Source organism: Niallia sp. Man26 (genome assembly GCF_022049065.2).
GTDB lineage: Bacteria > Bacillota > Bacilli > Bacillales > Cytobacillaceae > Niallia.
Map to the genome: position 1 here is coordinate 847,361 of NZ_CP095744.1, position 17,779 is coordinate 865,139.

The following is a 17,779-nucleotide window of genomic DNA, read 5'->3' on the forward strand; positions in this document are numbered from 1 at the left end:
CTTTCTATCATTAATAAGGGAATAACCTTTGTCCGTAATTAACGGAAATCCATTTTAATGTCGTAAACTCCTCTAAACTCCACTCACCGTTTAAGCGGCCAAGCCCTGATTGTTTTTCACCGCCAAAGGCTACGATTGGTTCATCGTTAATCGTTACGTCATTTACATGAATCATACCAGTATGGATTTTCTTAGAAATTTCTACTCCTCTTTCCACATTAGCTGTGTGAATAGCACCGCTCAATCCGAAAGGTGTATTGTTAGCAATAGTGATGGCTTCTTCATCCGTGCTGAAAGGTATGACACAAACTAACGGGCCAAACAATTCTTCTTGAGTTAGTTTAGATTCTGGATCTTTTACTTCAAGTATAGTAGGCTCTACTAATCTCCCTTTAATTTTTCCTCTTAACAATGGATTTGCACCTTCTTTTATCGCAGTTTCAATAATGTCTGCTAATACTTGTGCCTGTCTGTCATTGATTACAGGTCCAATTACTGTCTCTGGGTCTCTAGGATCCCCTGTTTTCAATGACGCTGCCTTTTGAACATATTTGTCAATAAATGTGGAATAAATGGATTCAAGCACTAGAATACGATTTGCAGACATGCAAATTTGTCCTTGATGGGTAAATCGACTAAAAGTTGCAGCATTAACTGCATATTCTAAATCAGCATCTTCCATCACAATAAACGCGCTATTGCCGCCAAGTTCAAGTAATGGCTTTTTAAAGTTTTTCACAGCTAATTGGCCAATATAGCTTCCGACTTTAGTTGAACCAGTAAATGAAATGATCCGAGGAATTGGGTGTTCTACAAATGTATCTCCAATTTCTTTAATATCTGTGACTACTACATTTAATAGCCCTTTCGGAACTCCTGCTTCTTCAAAAATTTTGCCAATAAGTGTTCCGCCTGTTACTGGCGAATGTTCATGTGGCTTTAAGACAACACCATTTCCCGCTCCTAAAGCAGGTGCTACTGATTTAACTGATAAGAAGAAAGGAAAATTAAATGGACTAATTACCCCTACTACACCTGCTGGAATTCTATATAATCTGTTTTCTTTCCCATCCTCTACAGAAGGCAAGATTTTACCTTCCATACGCAATGGGAAAGTTGCAGCTTCCTTTATCATATTTTTTACTAAACCAATTTCAAACGCTGCTTTAAGTTTTGTGCCACCAAGTTCGTCGATGATTAGGTCTGTAATTTCTTCTTCATGTGCTTCTATGTAAGATACTGCTTTCTCGAGGATATCCCGCTTCTTATAAGGATTTACCTTATCCCATTCTTCCTTTGCCTTCTCTGCTGCACGGTATGCCAGATCCACATCGGATTTGTCTGCGATAATAAAGCTTGTTAAAATCTCATCATTATAAGGATTAATGTTTTCCATCGCTTTGCCGCTATTACCATCTCGCCACTCACCGTTTATAAACTGCTTTCCTAATGATTCAAAACTTAACATATTGAATATCCTCCTTTAATTGTGTAAAAGATTTGCTTGCAGATACATGCTCCTGCATTCCTCTAATAAAAAAACTAAGCACTAACTTTATTTATCAGTCGATAAGCAAAATGTATAAACAGTGCTAATTTGTTTCAAGAAGATACTGCATAAAAGAAAGTGCTACCATAATACTAGAAAATCGGTAAAAGCTTTTTCTAGCATACTGTTGTTATTGTATCCTCCTAAGCTATAATTTATCGTAAAAGCTGTAAAACACATTTACCATAATTACTAAATAACAACATTGTTGGTATATTATTCTTTAATAATTATTTCGTCATAAATAAATCGATCTTAATAGTTCTAAATACCTAATTGATAATGGTAATCATACTCATTAATACTGTTTTCCACACAAATAAGCCGATTAATGGATGATTAATCGGCTAAAATTTTATTTTTCATATATTAATTCTATGTTTAGGTGCTGGTTATTTTTCTTAATGCCTTAGCAAGCCTGTTTATACCGACCGGGATTTCTTGATCGTCTACTTTACCGTATGTTAACCGCATATAGCCAGATTTCGTGCCTAAGATAGAGCCGGGTGTGAATATCACCCCCTCTTCAATCGATTGTTCTAACAAGCGAATTTCGTCCATTCCGCCAGTTAATCTGCACCATAAATGGATACCTCCGTGGGGAAAATAGTAGTCAACTTGCTCTCCCAGAATTTCTGCGATACTATCTATCATAATATCCCGTTTTTGCTCCAATTTGCTTTTTAAAGCCTCAATATGCTCTGTAAAGTAATCAGAACGTAAGAATTCAGTGCCAATCCATTGGGAGAAGACAGAATGCCCGAAATCAAACTGCTGTTTTGCATCTGCAAGTCTCTCTATAACGGGAGTTGGTCCGATTACCCAGCCAATTCTGAAACCAGAAGCAGCAATTTTAGTTAAGGAGCTTATATACAGGACATTCCCATTTTCATCTAATGACTTTAATGTATTTGTATCTTCCTCTGTATAGTTAAGGAGACTATATGGATCATCCTCGACAATGGGGATGCCGAATTCTGAGGAAATATCTAATATTCTTTTCCGTTTAGCAGCAGGCAAAATCATCCCTGTAGGATTCTGGAAGATAGGATTCAAAAATATCATTTTTATTTGATGCTTTTTGTGCAAATCAATAAGCTCCTCTGGATTAATACCTTCTTTGCCTACATCCAAATGAAATACTTTTAGCCCTGCTGACTTAAAAATCGGCAAACTGTAGTGATAAGACGGATTTTCAATAACAACAGCATCCCCTGGTTTCAAAAGGCATTCAATAATTAGATGAATAGCCTGTTGGGCTCCTGAAGTAATCAGAATGGAATTGGGTGTAGTTTCTATCCCCTTATCTTGTTTCACATGATCACTAATCGTTTTACGAAGCTCAATATTCCCCTGTGGATGATCGTATCCTAAATGGCCAGTAAAGCTTTTGGAATTGATTATTTTTTTGACATAATCCTCCGGCATAAGTTCATTCGAAAGCTCTCCGCTGGCAAAATTTACGAGACTGGACTCCTCAGATATATGTCTTATCCGTTGAGCAACAGGCATATTAGCCTGAAAAGAACCCCTTTCAATATATTTATTCCAGCTTGGAATTCGCCTTTTTGTCAGCCCCCATATATCCTTGCTGACAATCGTTCCGCTTCCTCGTTTTCTTTCGACTAGGCCATTTGCTTCCAGCTCTGAATAGGCTGCAACAATAGTACTTCTGTTCACCTTGTATGCTTCTGCTAACTTTCGTTCGGAAGGCAACGGTTTATCAATCGGAAACAGTCCATTCTGTATCCCCTGTTCGATATGCTCTACAATTTGCTTATAAACGGCTTTCCCTTTACTTTTATCTGGTTTCCAATCCATTTTTTTTAAATCTCCAGTAATTAATTATTATTTCATTAACTATCATTATTCTTCTCTTAATTTGCCTATAAACAATATTATATACTATCCGTTTACTGCTCCTAAAAATATACCTAAATGTGTATATTCTTTGATAATTCTTGCTTCTACGTGTCCCATCTCGCCACTTGCTCGCTACTATGGTTAATATAACACTCCACAAGTGTAAATTCCCGACGTATTAGCCACCGGTACATATATACTGTCTCGTTAAGTGAGAATGGTATATTTTTTTGCCTGTTTTAAATTAATAGCTGCATTTTCATCTCTATCTAACGTATGACCACAAGCATTGCAGATAAAATTACGTTCTGATAGGGATAGTTTCAGTTTTTTGGTTTGACACTTAGAACATAACTTACTAGAAGGATAGAACTTATCCACTTCTCGTAATTCAACCCCTAATTTCCTACACGTATGTTTAAGATTTGTTTTAAACTGATAGAATTTTTGATTCGCTATGATTCGAGACAAGTGTTTATTTTTCATCATACTCTTTATATTTAAATTCTCTAATGTTATGAAAAGTGGCTTGGTTTTCATCACTTCACGTATAACATAGGCTTGATATGCATTTCGAATGTTTGTTAAGCGTAGATGTAATTTTTGTATTCTTTGAATATTTTTATTTAAATTTTTTCTTTGATTAGCTTTTGCTTCACCATCTGTTTTTGTTAGTTTCTTATAGTGTTCATATTTTCTGGAAAGAGAACGTTGTTCTCTCTTTAGCTTTCTTTCTAGCTTTTTAATTCGTATGGATTTGTTAATGTTTTTAAAGATTCTTTTATCGCTTAAAATAGCAAAATCCTTTAACCCTAAATCTATTCCTAACCCTTCCTCATTCAAGACTTCATGCACTAGCTCTACCTCTTCCTTAACTAAAACAGAAATAAAGAATCTGCCTGCTGTTTCTTCAACAGTACAACTCGTGACTAGACTATTGGTAGGAATATAACCTTTTTCTTTCAAACTAACCCACCCAAGGGTTGGCACCTTAATTCGATGACGTTCTACCTCTAAATCGGTTTTATTGTTTTTAGGAAAATAGACTTTCACATCTTGGCGGTTTTTCTTTTTAAAACGGGGAAATTTACTTTCTCCTTTGAAAAACTTTCTAAAAGCAGTGTCTGCGTTCATAATCGATTTCTTTCTAGCTTTCGAAGATACATCCTTAATCCAAGGTTTCTCAATAGAGAGTTCATTATTCACATATTTATCAAATTCCATACCACCAAAAAACCTGGCTTCTTTTGCATAAAGCTCTTTATTATAGGAAATAAAAGCATTGTAAAGAAAACGACAAACACCGATAGTGTTTGTTACTTTATATATCTGTTTGGCATTCAAGTATATCTCTGTTTTATAAGCTTTCATCCTTTTAAATCCTTATCTTCAATTATCTTTTTTTGTATTTTCTTCGCCCATAGATTCTGCAAGAAAAAACATGAATAATAGAAATTAAATCTTGTATCATTTCTTCATGAGGAGAGAATTTTTCATTCTTAACAACGATTAATATAACACCAAACTTAATTATAAATCTCTCAAACCAATCATAACCAAAACGAATAAATCTATCTTTGTGGGTTATGTATACTTCAGAGATATTTCCTTCCTGTATATCGTCCAGTAGTTTATTCCATTTTTCTCGGTTGTAGTTTAATCCACTACCAGTATCCTCAATAATTTGATCCACAATTATACCTTGGTATTAACATATTGTTTTAAAAATTACACTTGGTTATTTAAAACATCTTTCTTCTGCCTGGAATTGGCTACTCTTGCATATGCAACAACTTTTCCTTCCTTCTTATTTTCCGAAAAAGATAAGTTTCCTGTGTATTTTAGTAGTATAATATCTTCTATTACTAGTCGTTCGGTGGCTTTTAACATACCTTCTCCATCTTTGTAATGTTCTTACTGTAATGTTAAGTATACTTGCAAACTCATTTGGTTTATAATGTTTTTTCCATGGCACATTCTAACTCGTTTAAACACTTTTGTCCATTTATATCACTACTTTTAATAACTCCTTTTAAAATAATCCGTTTTAAAACTGTTGCACGTTATCATGGTTAATCACAAATAAAAAACCCTTTAGGGAGAAATGCAGCATCTCTCGTTAATGAGAGTTTATGCTGCTCTCTACCTAAAGGGTGTTCTTTACGTGTATATCAATTAATAAGGATCTGCATCATGCCCCTTATCAACCGCTTGCTCTGGTGCTTTATCACTTTCCTTGTTTCCTAATGGATGACTGCTAGGCTTATCGCTTGCAGCATTAGCCAATCCTTCTCGCAAACGGTGCCCGTATTCTTCGTCTGCCTCTTCAGCAAGTGCAATCATTGCATCTTGAATTCTTTGATCACATTGAGACAAGTCTCCGACAAGATTGGAGATTAATTCATCCTTTTCCCATTGTTCAAATTCCCTGTATGTTTGACCTGCTTGTTTTGTATTGTCGTTTCGGTCAATAGATTCGCGGACAAGATTACCCTCAACTCTTGGACTATAATCCTTGCCAGAAGGCTCTGCTTCCTTCAAGCCACCGAGAATAGAAGGTTCATAGTTAATATGCTTGTCCTTTCGGTCCACATGATACTGCATTTGACCGCCGCTTTGATTAGTAGCAACTCTCTTCTTCGGTGCATTGATTGGGAGCTGAAGATAATTTGCTCCTACACGGTGGCGCTGTGTATCAGAATAAGAGAATGTTCGTCCTTGAAGCATTTTATCATCTGAGAACTCTAAGCCGTCCACAAGGACACCTGTACCAAATGCTGCCTGCTCTACTTCTGCAAAATAGTCTTCTGGATTTTTGTTAAGAACCATCTTACCTACTGGAATCCAAGGGAACTCATCTTTCGGCCACAGCTTCGTATCATCAAGCGGGTCAAAGTCTAGCTCAGGATGTTCTTCATCGCTCATAAATTGAACAAACAGCTCCCACTCTGGGTAATCCCCTTGTTCGATGGCATTGTATAAGTCTTGAGTGGCATGATTGAAATTAGTAGCCTGAATTTCATTGGCTTCCTTTTGAGTAAGATTCTTAATTCCTTGCTTTGGTTCCCAATGGTATTTCACCAGAACCGATTCTCCTTCGCCGTTCACCCATTTATATGTATTGACACCTGATCCCTGCATCATGCGGTAGTTTGCGGGGATTCCCCAAGGAGAATAAACGAAAGTCACCATATGGAATGTTTCCGGTGAGCTTGCACAAAAATCGAAGAACCGCTCTGGACTTTGAATATTCGTGACTGGGTCTGGCTTAAAGGCATGTATCATATCAGGAAACTTCATTGCATCACGAATAAAGAATATCTTCAAGTTATTTCCGACAAGATCCCAGTTTCCGTCTTCTGTATAGAATTTCACAGCAAACCCTCTTGGATCACGAAGCGTTTCCGGTGAATGCCCTCCATGTATGACAGATGAAAAACGAACAAAGACAGGAGTACGCTTGCCTTTTTCTTGGAAAAGCTTAGCACGTGTATATTTGGAGATATGTTCATCCCCAGCTGTGCCATATGCCTCGAAATAACCGTGAGCACCTGCACCACGGGCATGTACAACACGCTCTGGAACACGCTCCCTGTCAAAATGACTAATTTTTTCAATGAAATTATAATTCTCTAACGTTGCGGGACCTCTGTTGCCGACAGTCCGAATATTCTGGTTATTCGTTACAGGATGTCCCTGTCTATTCGTTAATGTATCTTCGTTTTCTCGTTTATTTTCATTCTTTGACTGTTCGTTTCTCAACCTTCTTCATCCCTTTCTCATTACTATTTGGACAATATTGTCCAATTTTATCCTATGAAACTATTACCCCGTTTTTATTAAAATAATCCTTATTTAAGAATAAATACAAAAAAGCCTCAGGTATTTTCCTTTAACCTTAACATTTCTTACATTAGCTTGATTACATTCACCAATAACCACCCTTTTGCTATGAACTGGAAAATAAATCTAGTATAATTGTTTTATTATTGTTTTAAGGAGACATGCTTTTGAAAACACTCATCAAAAATAAATACATATGGATTTTTATTACATACTTATTGATGATGACAATTTTTCCGATAGGGATTAAATTACTTTTTTACTTAGTTGGAGTAGGAACAACGAAGGAGGTAGCTTTTGGGGATTATCAAATCAGCAGTCCAATGCTGAGCGTTGTTCTTAACCTTCTCATTCTATTTTTCATATTAGGATTTATCGTTTTTCTCTATGTAAAAACGTCATTATTCCAGTGGAAAAAACCAATTGTAAAAGGTAAAGATCTGTTATATGCTGTTTATGTTTTTTTCGGAGGAAAAATAGCAACTGCGATTGTAGTTGTCATTATCTCTTTGTTGTTCGGTCTGAATATGGAGGAAGCTCCGCAAAACCAGCAAGCGGTAGAGCAAATGATTCGTACAAGCTTCATTACTGTTATTCAAGTAACGATACTTGCGCCAATTATTGAGGAATTTTTCTTCCGCAAAGTTATCATTGGACATATTTTCACCAAGCATAAATATTTAGGATTATTGTTTAGCTCCATATTATTTGGCGGTATGCATATGCTTGCCGGTTTCTCTTTGCCTGGGATGATATTGTACAGCGGGTTAGGATTTTTCTTAGGCTTAGTCTATATAAAGACAAATCGTTTAGAAACTTCCATCATTGCGCATGGTTTTAATAACTTTATATCCTACTTATTAGTACTTATTGTTCGATAGCAATAAATAAAAAACATCCCAATTGATTAGCTGCTTACACAATTGGGATGTTTACTGTTATCTTTCATAGGAAAACCTAGCAAGGAATTGTTTTGTTCGTTCTTCCTTTGTTTGTTCAAAAACTTCCTTTGGGGTGCCTTGCTCAACAATGACACCATCTTCCATAAAAACGATTCTGTCGGCAATGTCATATGCAAAGCTCATTTCATGTGTGACAATAACCATTGTGACACCACTTTCGGCAACCTTTTTTATGACATCTAGTGTTTCTCCGACTAATTCTGGATCAAGGGCGGAGGTAGGTTCATCGAATAGAATGACCTCTGGATTCAAAGCAAGTGCCCTCGCAATACCGACACGCTGCTGCTGACCGCCTGACAGCTGGTGGGGATAAAAATCCTCCTTATCCTTTAAGCCGACCTTTTCCAGCAGTTCTAATCCAGTTTGATACGCTTTATCCTTTGACACTTTCCTAGCTATCACTAGTCCTTCCATAATGTTTTCTATCGCTGTTTTATGGAGGAATAAGTCATATTGCTGAAAGACCATCGCTGTCTTTCGTCTGAGCTCCAATATATCTTTAGAACTTGCCTTCTTGAAATGGACCCTTTTATCACTTATTGTCAGCTCGCCGGAATCTGCCCTTTCCAGAAAATTCAGGCATCTCAAGAAAGTTGTTTTACCTGAACCACTCGGGCCTAGTATGACGACAACCTCACCCTTTTTTATTTGCAGATCAATTCCTTTAAGAATTTCATTTTTCCCGAACTTTTTGGAGATTTTTTTAATTTCTATCATGCGAAGCCTCTCCTTTTGCTGCGGCTGAAATAACGTTCATAGCCGGATGATATTCCCTCTAGTGCGGCACAAACGGGCCAGTAAATTAAGGATGCAGCCACATAAGCTTCTAGGAAGCGATAATTGACGTTTGCCTCAATTAGCGCACCATTCAATATATCAACAACTGAAACCATCGATACTAAAGAGGATGCCTTGATCAAGGAAATTAGCGTACTGTTTATCATAGGAAAGGCAATCGGAAATACTTGCGGAATTACTACTCTCCTAATTACTTGTGTCCCAGATAGTCCTATTGAATATGCAGCATCAAACTGTCCTTTTGGGATGGCAGACAGTGATCCTCTAAAGATTTCAGACAAACCGCTAGTGGCGTATAATGTTAAAGCAAAAATTGCTACCCATTTTCTGTCAATATTTTTGAAGCTGATATCCCATGACCAAGACTTTGCCAGCTGATCCAACATATCGGAACTGATAATATAAGTAACTAATAAAATAAGAATGACAGGAATCGCTTTAAAGATGGTCACAAACCACTTAAAGAAAGTGGAAAGGACCGAGATTTCATAAAATCGTACAAGCGCAATGACAAGACCAAACACTGAACCTAATATCAAAGGCAAAAATCCTAGCAGCAAGGTTGTTGGCAAATATTGCAGTGCCGCAGCCAAAGCCTTAAACATAAATGGGAAATCAAAATCCATATCATTTCCCTCCTTTCTTACTTAGTAAAATCTCCTCCTAAAACTTCTTGTGAAATCTCAGAAAGTTTGCCTTCATCAATTAACTCTTGCAGAGCTCCATCTATATCTTCTTGCAGCTTTGTATCATCCTTGCTGTATAGATAATATGTTTTGGAAACATAGGCAGGCTCACCTGATGTTTTTAAATCGGCTTTAAATTGCTCATTTAATTTGTTTACATCAAACTTAGTCAGCAATGTTGCGTCAATTGTTCCAGTTTGTAGATCCTTTACAAGCACCTCATTAGCACCGCTGCCATATACTATATCTATTTTGTTGTCATGCTCTTCATTGTACTGCTCCAAAATATACGCGTGGTTGCTTCCTGTTGATGTATAAACTTTCTTACCTGCCAAATCATCTAATGTATTAAAATTGCTACCTGAATTAGCATCTACTACGATATAGCTTGTGTAATCCGTGTAACCTACTTTTCCATATAAGTATTTTGCTTGTCTTTCCTCATTCACTTCGTACTGATGTGCTGCCAAATCTACTTTATTTGCATCAAGTGCAGGCAGAATATTTTTAAATTCAAATGACTCGTATTTAAATTTATACTGCGTAAGTTTTTCATCGACTGCATCGAGCACTGCTTTTTCATATCCTGTCAGCTTCCCGTTCTCATCCAAATAAACAAATGGCTGATACGCATTGCCAGTTCCGACGATTATCTCTTTCGCATCAGAATCATTGTTGTCTGCGCTGGCACTTTCTGCATTATCTCCATTTCCGCACCCTGCCAGCACCAATCCTAATGCAGCTGTAATACCAATAACCTTCCACGATTTAAATTTCGGCAGTATTCTCATGACTTTTCCCACTTTCCCTTAATATTTAATTCACTTTGTTTTTTCCATTCGGCATCAAAAGCAGCTTTTTGCCATTAGTCAAAATAGGTGTTCTGATGCTTTTTTTGCTTCGTTTCGGGTAACGATATTTCTTCTCGAGAACACCAAATAATTGCTCTAATCCAATGCTCAATACGACAAAAATAACGGCAGCAATGAAATAACCTTCCATAACTCGGTAGTATAAAGCTCCTAAAGTCTGCACCTTGCCCATTACATCTAATATCCCTAAAGAAAAGGCAAGAGAAGTGTCCTGCAAAAGATTAATGATGGAGGCACCGAGACTTGGCATCGCAATCTTGCTCGCCTGCGGTATAAGCACTCTTCGATATGTCTGTCCTTTCGTCAATCCAATCGAGGCAGCTGCTTCATATTGTGATGCAGGCACACTCAATATGGCAGAACGGAAAATTTCAGAAAAGAATGCTGCCGTATTTAATCCGTAAGTTATATAAATAAAATAGATTTTATCCCATTGAGAAAGATCAATTCCCATGGCCCCAAGCAAGCTTGGTAGACCATAGAAAACGATAAACATTTGCACTAATATCGGTGTTCCTCTTACGAAGGAAATATATAGGATACAAAGTTGATTGAGTACAGGCACCTTTTCTATACGCAGATACGCAATTAGTAAGCCTACAGCAGCTCCAATCAGTGTGGCAATCAATACAATCAATAAGGTTGTCGGAAGAGCACTTAACACTTTAGGGAAGAGGGAAACTACGTATTCCCATTTAAAAAACTCTCCCATAGGTTGCCTCCTTTCTTGTTATACAGAAGTCTTTTCAGCTTTAGCGTCCACAAACGGCGGAGTTCCGAGAATACTCTTATCAAAGCGTTCTGGTATTAACACTTTATACATCAGTACTCCGATGTCTCCATCGTTTTCATGCTGGAAATATTCCTTGTAGCCTTTCCGTTTGTACATTTCCAATAGCCAAGGATGCTTTTTGCCGGATGTACCAAGGGTAAAGGCAGGAGCCTTAAATGTGTCACGCAGCAGAGTGTTTTCTACATAGTCCAATAATTTATTGCCTATTCCTTGTCCGCTTAAATCGGGTGCTGTCGCAAACCACCAAACAAACGGGTAGCCTGATACAGGAGTTTTACTTTCCCAAGGAAAGCGGATTGTAATTGTTGAGATAAGTCTGCCGTCCCGTTCCATGACGACAGCTGTGGAATTAACGATATTTTCCGTAACCATTTCAAGCGTGGCTCTTGTGGAAGGCCAGTTGATGCCTAATTCTCCAACCGACTTGAATGCACTGGACAATAATTCTAGAAATGCTGGGGCATCTTCTTTTGTTGCAATTCGAAAGATATCTTCACTCATACAAATTCTCCATTCTGTATATTTTTTCAATAAAGATGTTGATACTTTTTTCTAGTTATTGAAAGTCAAGTTGCATTTACCTACCTAAGCTCTCCGCTCCTTCCTTACTTGCTTTTATATCCATGTAATCTGATTGGATATGTATACTATAATATTTTTTTCACTCTTTGACTAATTAGTATTAGTAAAGCATCAATTCAATAAAACTAATAATTAATATAATCCCATAAGAATACTAGGTTTAAAGGTAGTTAGAAGCTGTTTTTTTCGGCTGATTCCAAATAAAATCGGGAATTTCCTTGCGCAAAACAGGCAGAATTTCTTCAGAAAATCGTTGAATTTGTTCTTTTTGTTCTGTTTCGCTAAGTCCATCCACACTTAACCCCTGCACTTGATGACCGAAAGCTTTGTGGTAAAGTAAAATCTTTTCAATGATAGATTCTGCTGATCCGACTAAAGACGGACCATTTTCAATATAATCCTCTAAATCATTAAAAGGTGAATTATTGTGCTTGGAAGCATCTGTATTCATAAAAGCATCATAATAAGGACGATATTTCTTTATAGCCTTCTCCTTCGTGTTGGCAATATATAAGCTGCCTGCTCCAGATCCGATTACTGCCTTATTAGAATCATGCCCGTAGAACTCCAGTCTTTCCTTATAATGATCAATCAGCTGCTTATATTTTTTCAGTGGATGAAAAACATTAGATGAGAAAATAGGATCACCATTTTTCGCTGCTAATTCAGTAGAAGCCGTGCTGGATGCACTTCCATGCCAGATGGGAATTCGCTTTTGGTATGGCCTTGGCTCAATTGTGACATTTTCTAAAGGCGCACGGTACTTTCCGTTCCATGTAACAGACTCCTCCGCCCATAGTCTTTTTAATAAATCATACCTTTCTGACAGTGATTCCCACTGTTCTTCCTCTGTTATTCCAAACAAAGGATAATGCCGCGGGTCATTGCCTTTTCCAATAATTAAATCAAGCCGTCCTTTTGATAATTGATCCAATGTAGCGAAATCCTCTGCAACCCGGACAGGGTCCAACACACTTAAAACCGTTACAGTAGTCAATAACCGTATTTTTGTAGTTTTTGCCGCAATCGTCGACAGTACAACTGCTGGAGAGGAGGAAAGGAATGGCGGACCATGCCTTTCCCCCACTCCAAAACCATCAAATCCTTGCTCTTCTGCCAGAACAGCTTGATTTATAACATTTTCCAGTTTCTGATAATCGGTAAATGTTTCACCGCTCACAGGATTCACGTGATTGCTGATAAGTGAAAATAAAATGAATTTCATGGCGATCCCTCATCTTTATAATTTTCTCTTTATTACTTATTAATGAAAACATCGTTGAACTGCGGATAGCCTTGTGAATCAAAGGTTAAACCTTTAACTTCATTAGATGTTGCTACAGTATATGGGAAGACATAAATAGGAATAAAGTATCCTTGCCCAATCAATTTTTGCTGCACCTTTTTGTATAAGTCGACCCTTTTAGCTGCATCTGTCTCCAACTCACCACTCTCCAGCCATTGATCAATTTCACTGTCATGAAGTCGAGCGAGGCTTGAACCGCCATTTTCAGGCAGATTATCAGAATGGAAGAATAGCCGGAGCACATCAGGATCACCAGCTACCCTGCTGTTGCCAATTACATCATAATCCTTGCCATTTTTAGTGATATTATAATAGTCTGCTGATGTAGTAAACTCAAGCTTTACCCCTATTTCCTTTAATTGCTGCTGAATGATTGTAGCAATATCGTGGCGCTTCTCTCTGTTAACATTGCTGTCTATTAAACGAAGCACCAGTTGATTACCGTTCTTTTCTCTTATCCCTCCACTATTCTTCGTCCAGCCAAGGCTTTCTAATCGTTTATTAGCTTTCTCTATATCAATTTTCGCTGTATTTTCGAGGGCCTTGTCATATCCAAGAATTGTTGGTGTTATGACAGACCATGCGCGCTTATATGTTCCTAGATAAAGCGTGTTAACAATATTATCTACGTCTATCGTTTCCTTCAGTGCTAATCGTGCTTCTAATTCATTCCATGGCTCATTTTCCGGATTTACAAACAGACCATATGGCATCCCTGCTGTTTGTGTTTCATAAATTTGCAAGTTTCCATTTGCTTTAATTGACTTAAGATCTTGTGGCGGCACTGTTTCAACCGCATTTAATTGATTGCTTTGGACACTGCCTATTCTCGTTGCCTCTTCAGGAATAATTTTGTACGTAAGCTTATTTAAATAAGCTTTTCCTTCATGGTCAGCATAGGGAGCTTTCCGATTATAATCATCGAATCTTTCCAAGACAATTTCATTGTTCTCATCAAGATTCACAAACTTAAATGGCCCAGAGCCGACTGGATTTGTTGCTAGAGACAAGCCATATTTTTCAGCAGCTTCTTTTGAAACAATTGCCAATTTAGGCTGACTTAAATTACTTAAGAAGGTTGCAGCAGGCTCTGAGAAATGAATGGTTATGGTATATTCGTCTATCACTTCGGAAGACTCATAATTCTCAATCAAAGCATATGCACTAGCAGCTTTCGTTTCAGGATTTACGATGCGGTCAAAGTTATACTTAACTACTTCTGCATTGAATTTGCTGCCATCATGAAAGGTAACATCGTCTCTTAATTTGAATGTAAAAGACTTTTGGTCGTCCGATACCTCCCAGCTAGTTGCAAGCCACGGTTTTATCTCATTATTTTCTGTTTGATAAACGAGCTTTTCATATATGCTGTTATTCACCCTCGTGGATACAGCCATCCCGCTCGTATGAGGGTCAAGACTGTCCGGCGCTGTTGCCAGGCCATAAACCAGTTCGCCTCCTTCTTTGGGCTCTGCATCTTCACTTGCAGAAGTATTTTCGTCAGCATTACCGCAAGCAGTCAGCACCAGCAAAACTGCCATTATATAAAATAGGAAAGGCTTTCGCAATCCAATTAATTGCAACATCTTTGTCTCCCCCTAATCTCTTTTTATCTACTTTAAATAAACGCTAAAGGATAATGGCATGCTGTAAATCTATCTTTCTGTATTTCCGTTAACACCGGCTCTTCCATGGCACATTTCCTATTCGCAAACGGACATCTCGTACGGAACCGGCATCCTGACGGCGGATTTGCCGGCGAGGGAATCTCTCCTTTTGCTTCAAGCTTTTTCTTGCCCTTCCTATTTGGAATAGAGTCAATCAATGTCCTTGTATAAGGGTGGGCTGGCTTTTCGAAAATCTCCTTACTTGGTGCAATCTCCACAAGCTTTCCTAAATACATAACACCAATTCTGTCAGAAATATGCTGGACAACACCTAAATCATGGCCAATAAACAAATACGTCAAGCCCATTTTCTTCTGAAGATCTTGGAGTAAATTAATAATTTGAGCCTGTACGGAAACATCTAAAGCAGAAAGTGCTTCATCTGCGAGAATAAAGGATGGATTTAAGGCAATCGCTCTAGCAATTCCAATTCTTTGCCTCTGTCCGCCTGAAAACTCATGAGGATATCTTGCAGTCCATTCGCGCTTTAATCCGACCTTTTCCAGCAGCTCTTCTACTGTTTCTTGTATTTCCTCCTTGGAAAGCTTTAAATGCCACTTTAATGGCTCTGCAATAATCTCTCCTATTTTTAGACGAGAATTGACAGAACTATTGGGGTCTTGGAAAATCATCTGCATTTCTTTCCGATATTTGCCCATTTTTCGGCTGTTAAGTCCTGATAATGGATTACCATTATAGAGCACTTCCCCGCCAGACAGTTTTTCCAGCTGCAAAATGGCCCTTCCTAACGTCGATTTCCCGCTTCCAGATTCTCCAACAAGTCCAAAAGTCTCGCCTTTTTTAATGGAGAATGACACATCATCTACTGCCTTGACTTGTTTTTTTGTAAATTTCAAACCACTTCCAAGCGGATAGTGCTTGCTGATTTGCTTAATATCCAACAAGATTTCCGGGTTATCGTTAGCCTTTTCCATAACGATGTCTTCTGCGAGCTTTTCCTCTTGTAGTTGATCACTTAAGCTCCATTCAGATTTTGTCACTAACTCCTCTGCATAGAAACAAGCAGAGTAACGGTCATTTACTATTTCAAGATTCGGTCTTACTCTTTTACATTTTTCCGTCGCAAATGGACAGCGGGGATGAAAAAGGCAGCCTTCTGGCAGGTCATTTAAACTCGGTATGCTACCTTCAATGGAATACAGCTTGCCAATACTTGCTGATATGCTCGGCATAGATTTCAGCAGCCCTCTAGTATAAGGATGATGCGGTGTTTGAAATAGCTGCGAAACAGTTGCATTCTCGACTATTTCTCCTGCATACATCACAACAATTCTGTCTGCGAGCTCGGCAGCAATCCCTAAATCATGAGTGATCAGCAGTAACCCCATATTAAATTCATCTTTTAATGATTTTAATAACTCGATAATTTGCTGTTGGATAGTGACATCCAATGCTGTAGTAGGCTCATCCGCTATAAGCAAATCAGGCTCACAAGATATCGCCATTGCAATCATAGCCCGCTGCAACATACCGCCTGAGAACTCATTTGGATACTGCTTCATTCGATACTCTGGCTCTGATATTCCCACTTTTTTCAGCAGTTCTATTCCTTTTTCCCAAGCTGCCTTCTGTGAAGTTTTTTGATGCTTTCTGATCATTTCCGTTATCTGATGGCCAATTGTGAAAACTGGATCAAAAGCAGACAAAGGTTCTTGAAAAATCATCGCGATTTTTTTCCCTCTAATAGACGTGAGCATCTTTTCATCACTGGTAGTAAGGTTGGTACCTTGAAAGGTTATATCTCCTTGTGAGATGATGCCATTCTCATACTCAATCAATCTCATAATGGCCTTTGATGTTATTGTTTTTCCGCTTCCTGATTCACCGACTAAACAGACAGACTCACCAGCCTTAATAGACAGGTTCAATTCAGACACAGCAGTAAGAAGCCCTGTTTTTGTTTTAAATTCTATATTTATCTTATTTATATCGAGCATCAGGCGTTTTCTCCTTTCTGCTGTTTCTTTGGATCAAGGAAATCACGGAGACTGTCACCAATAATATTTGCTGACAATACAAAAGAAGTGATTGCAATACCAGGAAATGTAGCAATCCACCAAGCGGCTGCTAAGTAGCCTCTGCCTTGTGACAGCAGTGTTCCCCAGTCGGGAACCTCTTGGACGATTCCTAATCCTAAAAAGCTTAGCCCTGCTCCCAAAAGAATGGAGGACCCTAGCCCATTAGTCGCCATAACTAACAGCGGGGAGTAAGCATTAGGCAAAATGTGGCGAAAAAAAATGACAAGATCGCTTACCCCGATTGATTTTGAAGCAATGACAAAATTCCTCCTTTTTAATGTGAGAATTTGTCCCCGCATCAATCTTGCATAGCCAGGCACTGCCGAGATCGATATGGCGAGAATAATATTCATCAAACTCGGTCCCAATGCTGCGGCAAAGGCAAGAGACAGCAGCATTCCTGGAATTGTCATTAAAATATCAATAATTCTCATGAAAATAAGGTCGATCATCCCTCCAGCATATCCAGCTACAGACCCGATGAGCATTCCGATAGTAGCTGCCACAATAACGGACAAAATACCGATAATGAGAGATGTCCTGCTTCCAAAGACAATCAAGCTGAAAACATCCCGGCCAAAGTAGTCTGTACCGAGAATATGAGTGGCCGAAGGTGCTTGCATAATTGCATCTGTAAACATTTTTGTGGGGGCATAAGGTGCTACCCACTGTGGAAATACTGCACAAACCAATAAGAAAAAAATAATACTTCCGGCCACATAGATAAAAACATGCTCGGGGTGGAAAATTCGTTTTTTCTTTTTAACTACAGTCGTTTTTTTGATTTGCCCAGCTAATACCGTTTCTTTCAAGTGAGTC

14 protein-coding genes and 1 pseudogene are annotated in these 17,779 nt (G+C 38.2%); 1 reads left to right on the top strand and 14 read right to left on the bottom strand.

Features of this window, described 5'->3' with window-relative positions; genetic code table 11:
* Positions 1 to 10: 10 nt before the first annotated feature.
* From yfmT to L8T27_RS23730, 5 genes and pseudogenes are all read right to left on the bottom strand, one after another.
* The gene (gene yfmT / locus L8T27_RS23710) at positions 11 to 1,468 is read right to left on the bottom strand and encodes a benzaldehyde dehydrogenase (protein ID WP_237943343.1); all 1,458 of its coding nucleotides are present in this window, start codon (positions 1,466 to 1,468) and stop codon (positions 11 to 13) included.
* A gap of 462 nt (positions 1,469 to 1,930) precedes the next feature.
* Positions 1,931 to 3,370, bottom strand: a complete 1,440-nt coding sequence (pdxR, locus tag L8T27_RS23715; RefSeq protein ID WP_237943345.1) for a MocR-like pyridoxine biosynthesis transcription factor PdxR — start codon at positions 3,368 to 3,370, stop codon at positions 1,931 to 1,933.
* 249 nt (positions 3,371 to 3,619) lie between these two features.
* Positions 3,620 to 4,783 (bottom strand): RNA-guided endonuclease InsQ/TnpB family protein, encoded by a 1,164-nt coding sequence (locus tag L8T27_RS23720; RefSeq protein WP_237943347.1) that lies wholly within the window; start codon positions 4,781 to 4,783, stop codon positions 3,620 to 3,622.
* 22 nt (positions 4,784 to 4,805) lie between these two features.
* Positions 4,806 to 5,387 (bottom strand): annotated as a pseudogene (locus tag L8T27_RS23725) (IS607 family transposase).
* A gap of 200 nt (positions 5,388 to 5,587) precedes the next feature.
* Positions 5,588 to 7,174 carry a catalase gene (locus tag L8T27_RS23730; protein ID WP_237943349.1) on the bottom strand — a complete coding sequence of 529 codons (1,587 nt, stop codon included), beginning with the start codon at positions 7,172 to 7,174 and terminating at the stop codon, positions 5,588 to 5,590.
* A 248-nt stretch (positions 7,175 to 7,422) separates the two neighbouring features.
* Here L8T27_RS23730 and L8T27_RS23735 point away from each other — a divergent pair, with 248 nt between their 5' ends.
* A complete protein-coding gene (locus L8T27_RS23735) occupies positions 7,423 to 8,136 on the top strand; it encodes a CPBP family intramembrane glutamic endopeptidase (protein ID WP_237943351.1) in 714 nt (237 codons plus the stop codon).
* A gap of 57 nt (positions 8,137 to 8,193) precedes the next feature.
* Here L8T27_RS23735 and L8T27_RS23740 read toward each other — a convergent pair whose 3' ends face one another.
* The 9 genes from L8T27_RS23740 to L8T27_RS23785 form a co-directional block, all read right to left on the bottom strand.
* On the bottom strand, positions 8,194 to 8,934 hold the full coding sequence (locus L8T27_RS23740) for an amino acid ABC transporter ATP-binding protein (protein WP_233316954.1): 741 nt from the start codon (positions 8,932 to 8,934) through the stop codon (positions 8,194 to 8,196).
* Positions 8,931 to 9,641 carry an ABC transporter permease subunit gene (locus tag L8T27_RS23745; RefSeq protein WP_237943353.1) on the bottom strand — a complete coding sequence of 237 codons (711 nt, stop codon included), beginning with the start codon at positions 9,639 to 9,641 and terminating at the stop codon, positions 8,931 to 8,933. The genes L8T27_RS23740 and L8T27_RS23745 overlap by 4 nt, the downstream gene beginning before the upstream one ends.
* Before the next feature lie 17 nt (positions 9,642 to 9,658).
* A complete protein-coding gene (locus L8T27_RS23750; protein ID WP_237943355.1) occupies positions 9,659 to 10,492 on the bottom strand; it encodes a transporter substrate-binding domain-containing protein in 834 nt (277 codons plus the stop codon).
* A gap of 25 nt (positions 10,493 to 10,517) precedes the next feature.
* Positions 10,518 to 11,285 carry an amino acid ABC transporter permease gene (locus L8T27_RS23755; RefSeq protein WP_233316957.1) on the bottom strand — a complete coding sequence of 256 codons (768 nt, stop codon included), beginning with the start codon at positions 11,283 to 11,285 and terminating at the stop codon, positions 10,518 to 10,520.
* A gap of 18 nt (positions 11,286 to 11,303) precedes the next feature.
* Entirely contained in the window at positions 11,304 to 11,867 is a 564-nt protein-coding gene (locus tag L8T27_RS23760) for a GNAT family N-acetyltransferase (protein WP_233316958.1), read from the bottom strand.
* 241 nt (positions 11,868 to 12,108) lie between these two features.
* A complete protein-coding gene (locus L8T27_RS23765; RefSeq protein ID WP_233316959.1) occupies positions 12,109 to 13,173 on the bottom strand; it encodes an LLM class flavin-dependent oxidoreductase in 1,065 nt (354 codons plus the stop codon).
* 32 nt (positions 13,174 to 13,205) lie between these two features.
* Complete coding sequence (locus L8T27_RS23770; RefSeq protein WP_237943357.1) at positions 13,206 to 14,840, bottom strand: ABC transporter substrate-binding protein; 1,635 nt, start codon at positions 14,838 to 14,840, stop codon at positions 13,206 to 13,208.
* 32 nt (positions 14,841 to 14,872) lie between these two features.
* Positions 14,873 to 16,879: an ABC transporter ATP-binding protein gene (locus tag L8T27_RS28825; protein ID WP_282581447.1), complete on the bottom strand. Its 2,007-nt coding sequence runs from the start codon at positions 16,877 to 16,879 to the stop codon at positions 14,873 to 14,875.
* Complete coding sequence (locus L8T27_RS23785) at positions 16,879 to 17,772, bottom strand: ABC transporter permease (RefSeq protein ID WP_245400082.1); 894 nt, start codon at positions 17,770 to 17,772, stop codon at positions 16,879 to 16,881. Before L8T27_RS23785 ends, L8T27_RS28825 begins: the two co-directional genes overlap by 1 nt.
* Between the last annotated feature and the right edge of the window lie 7 nt (positions 17,773 to 17,779).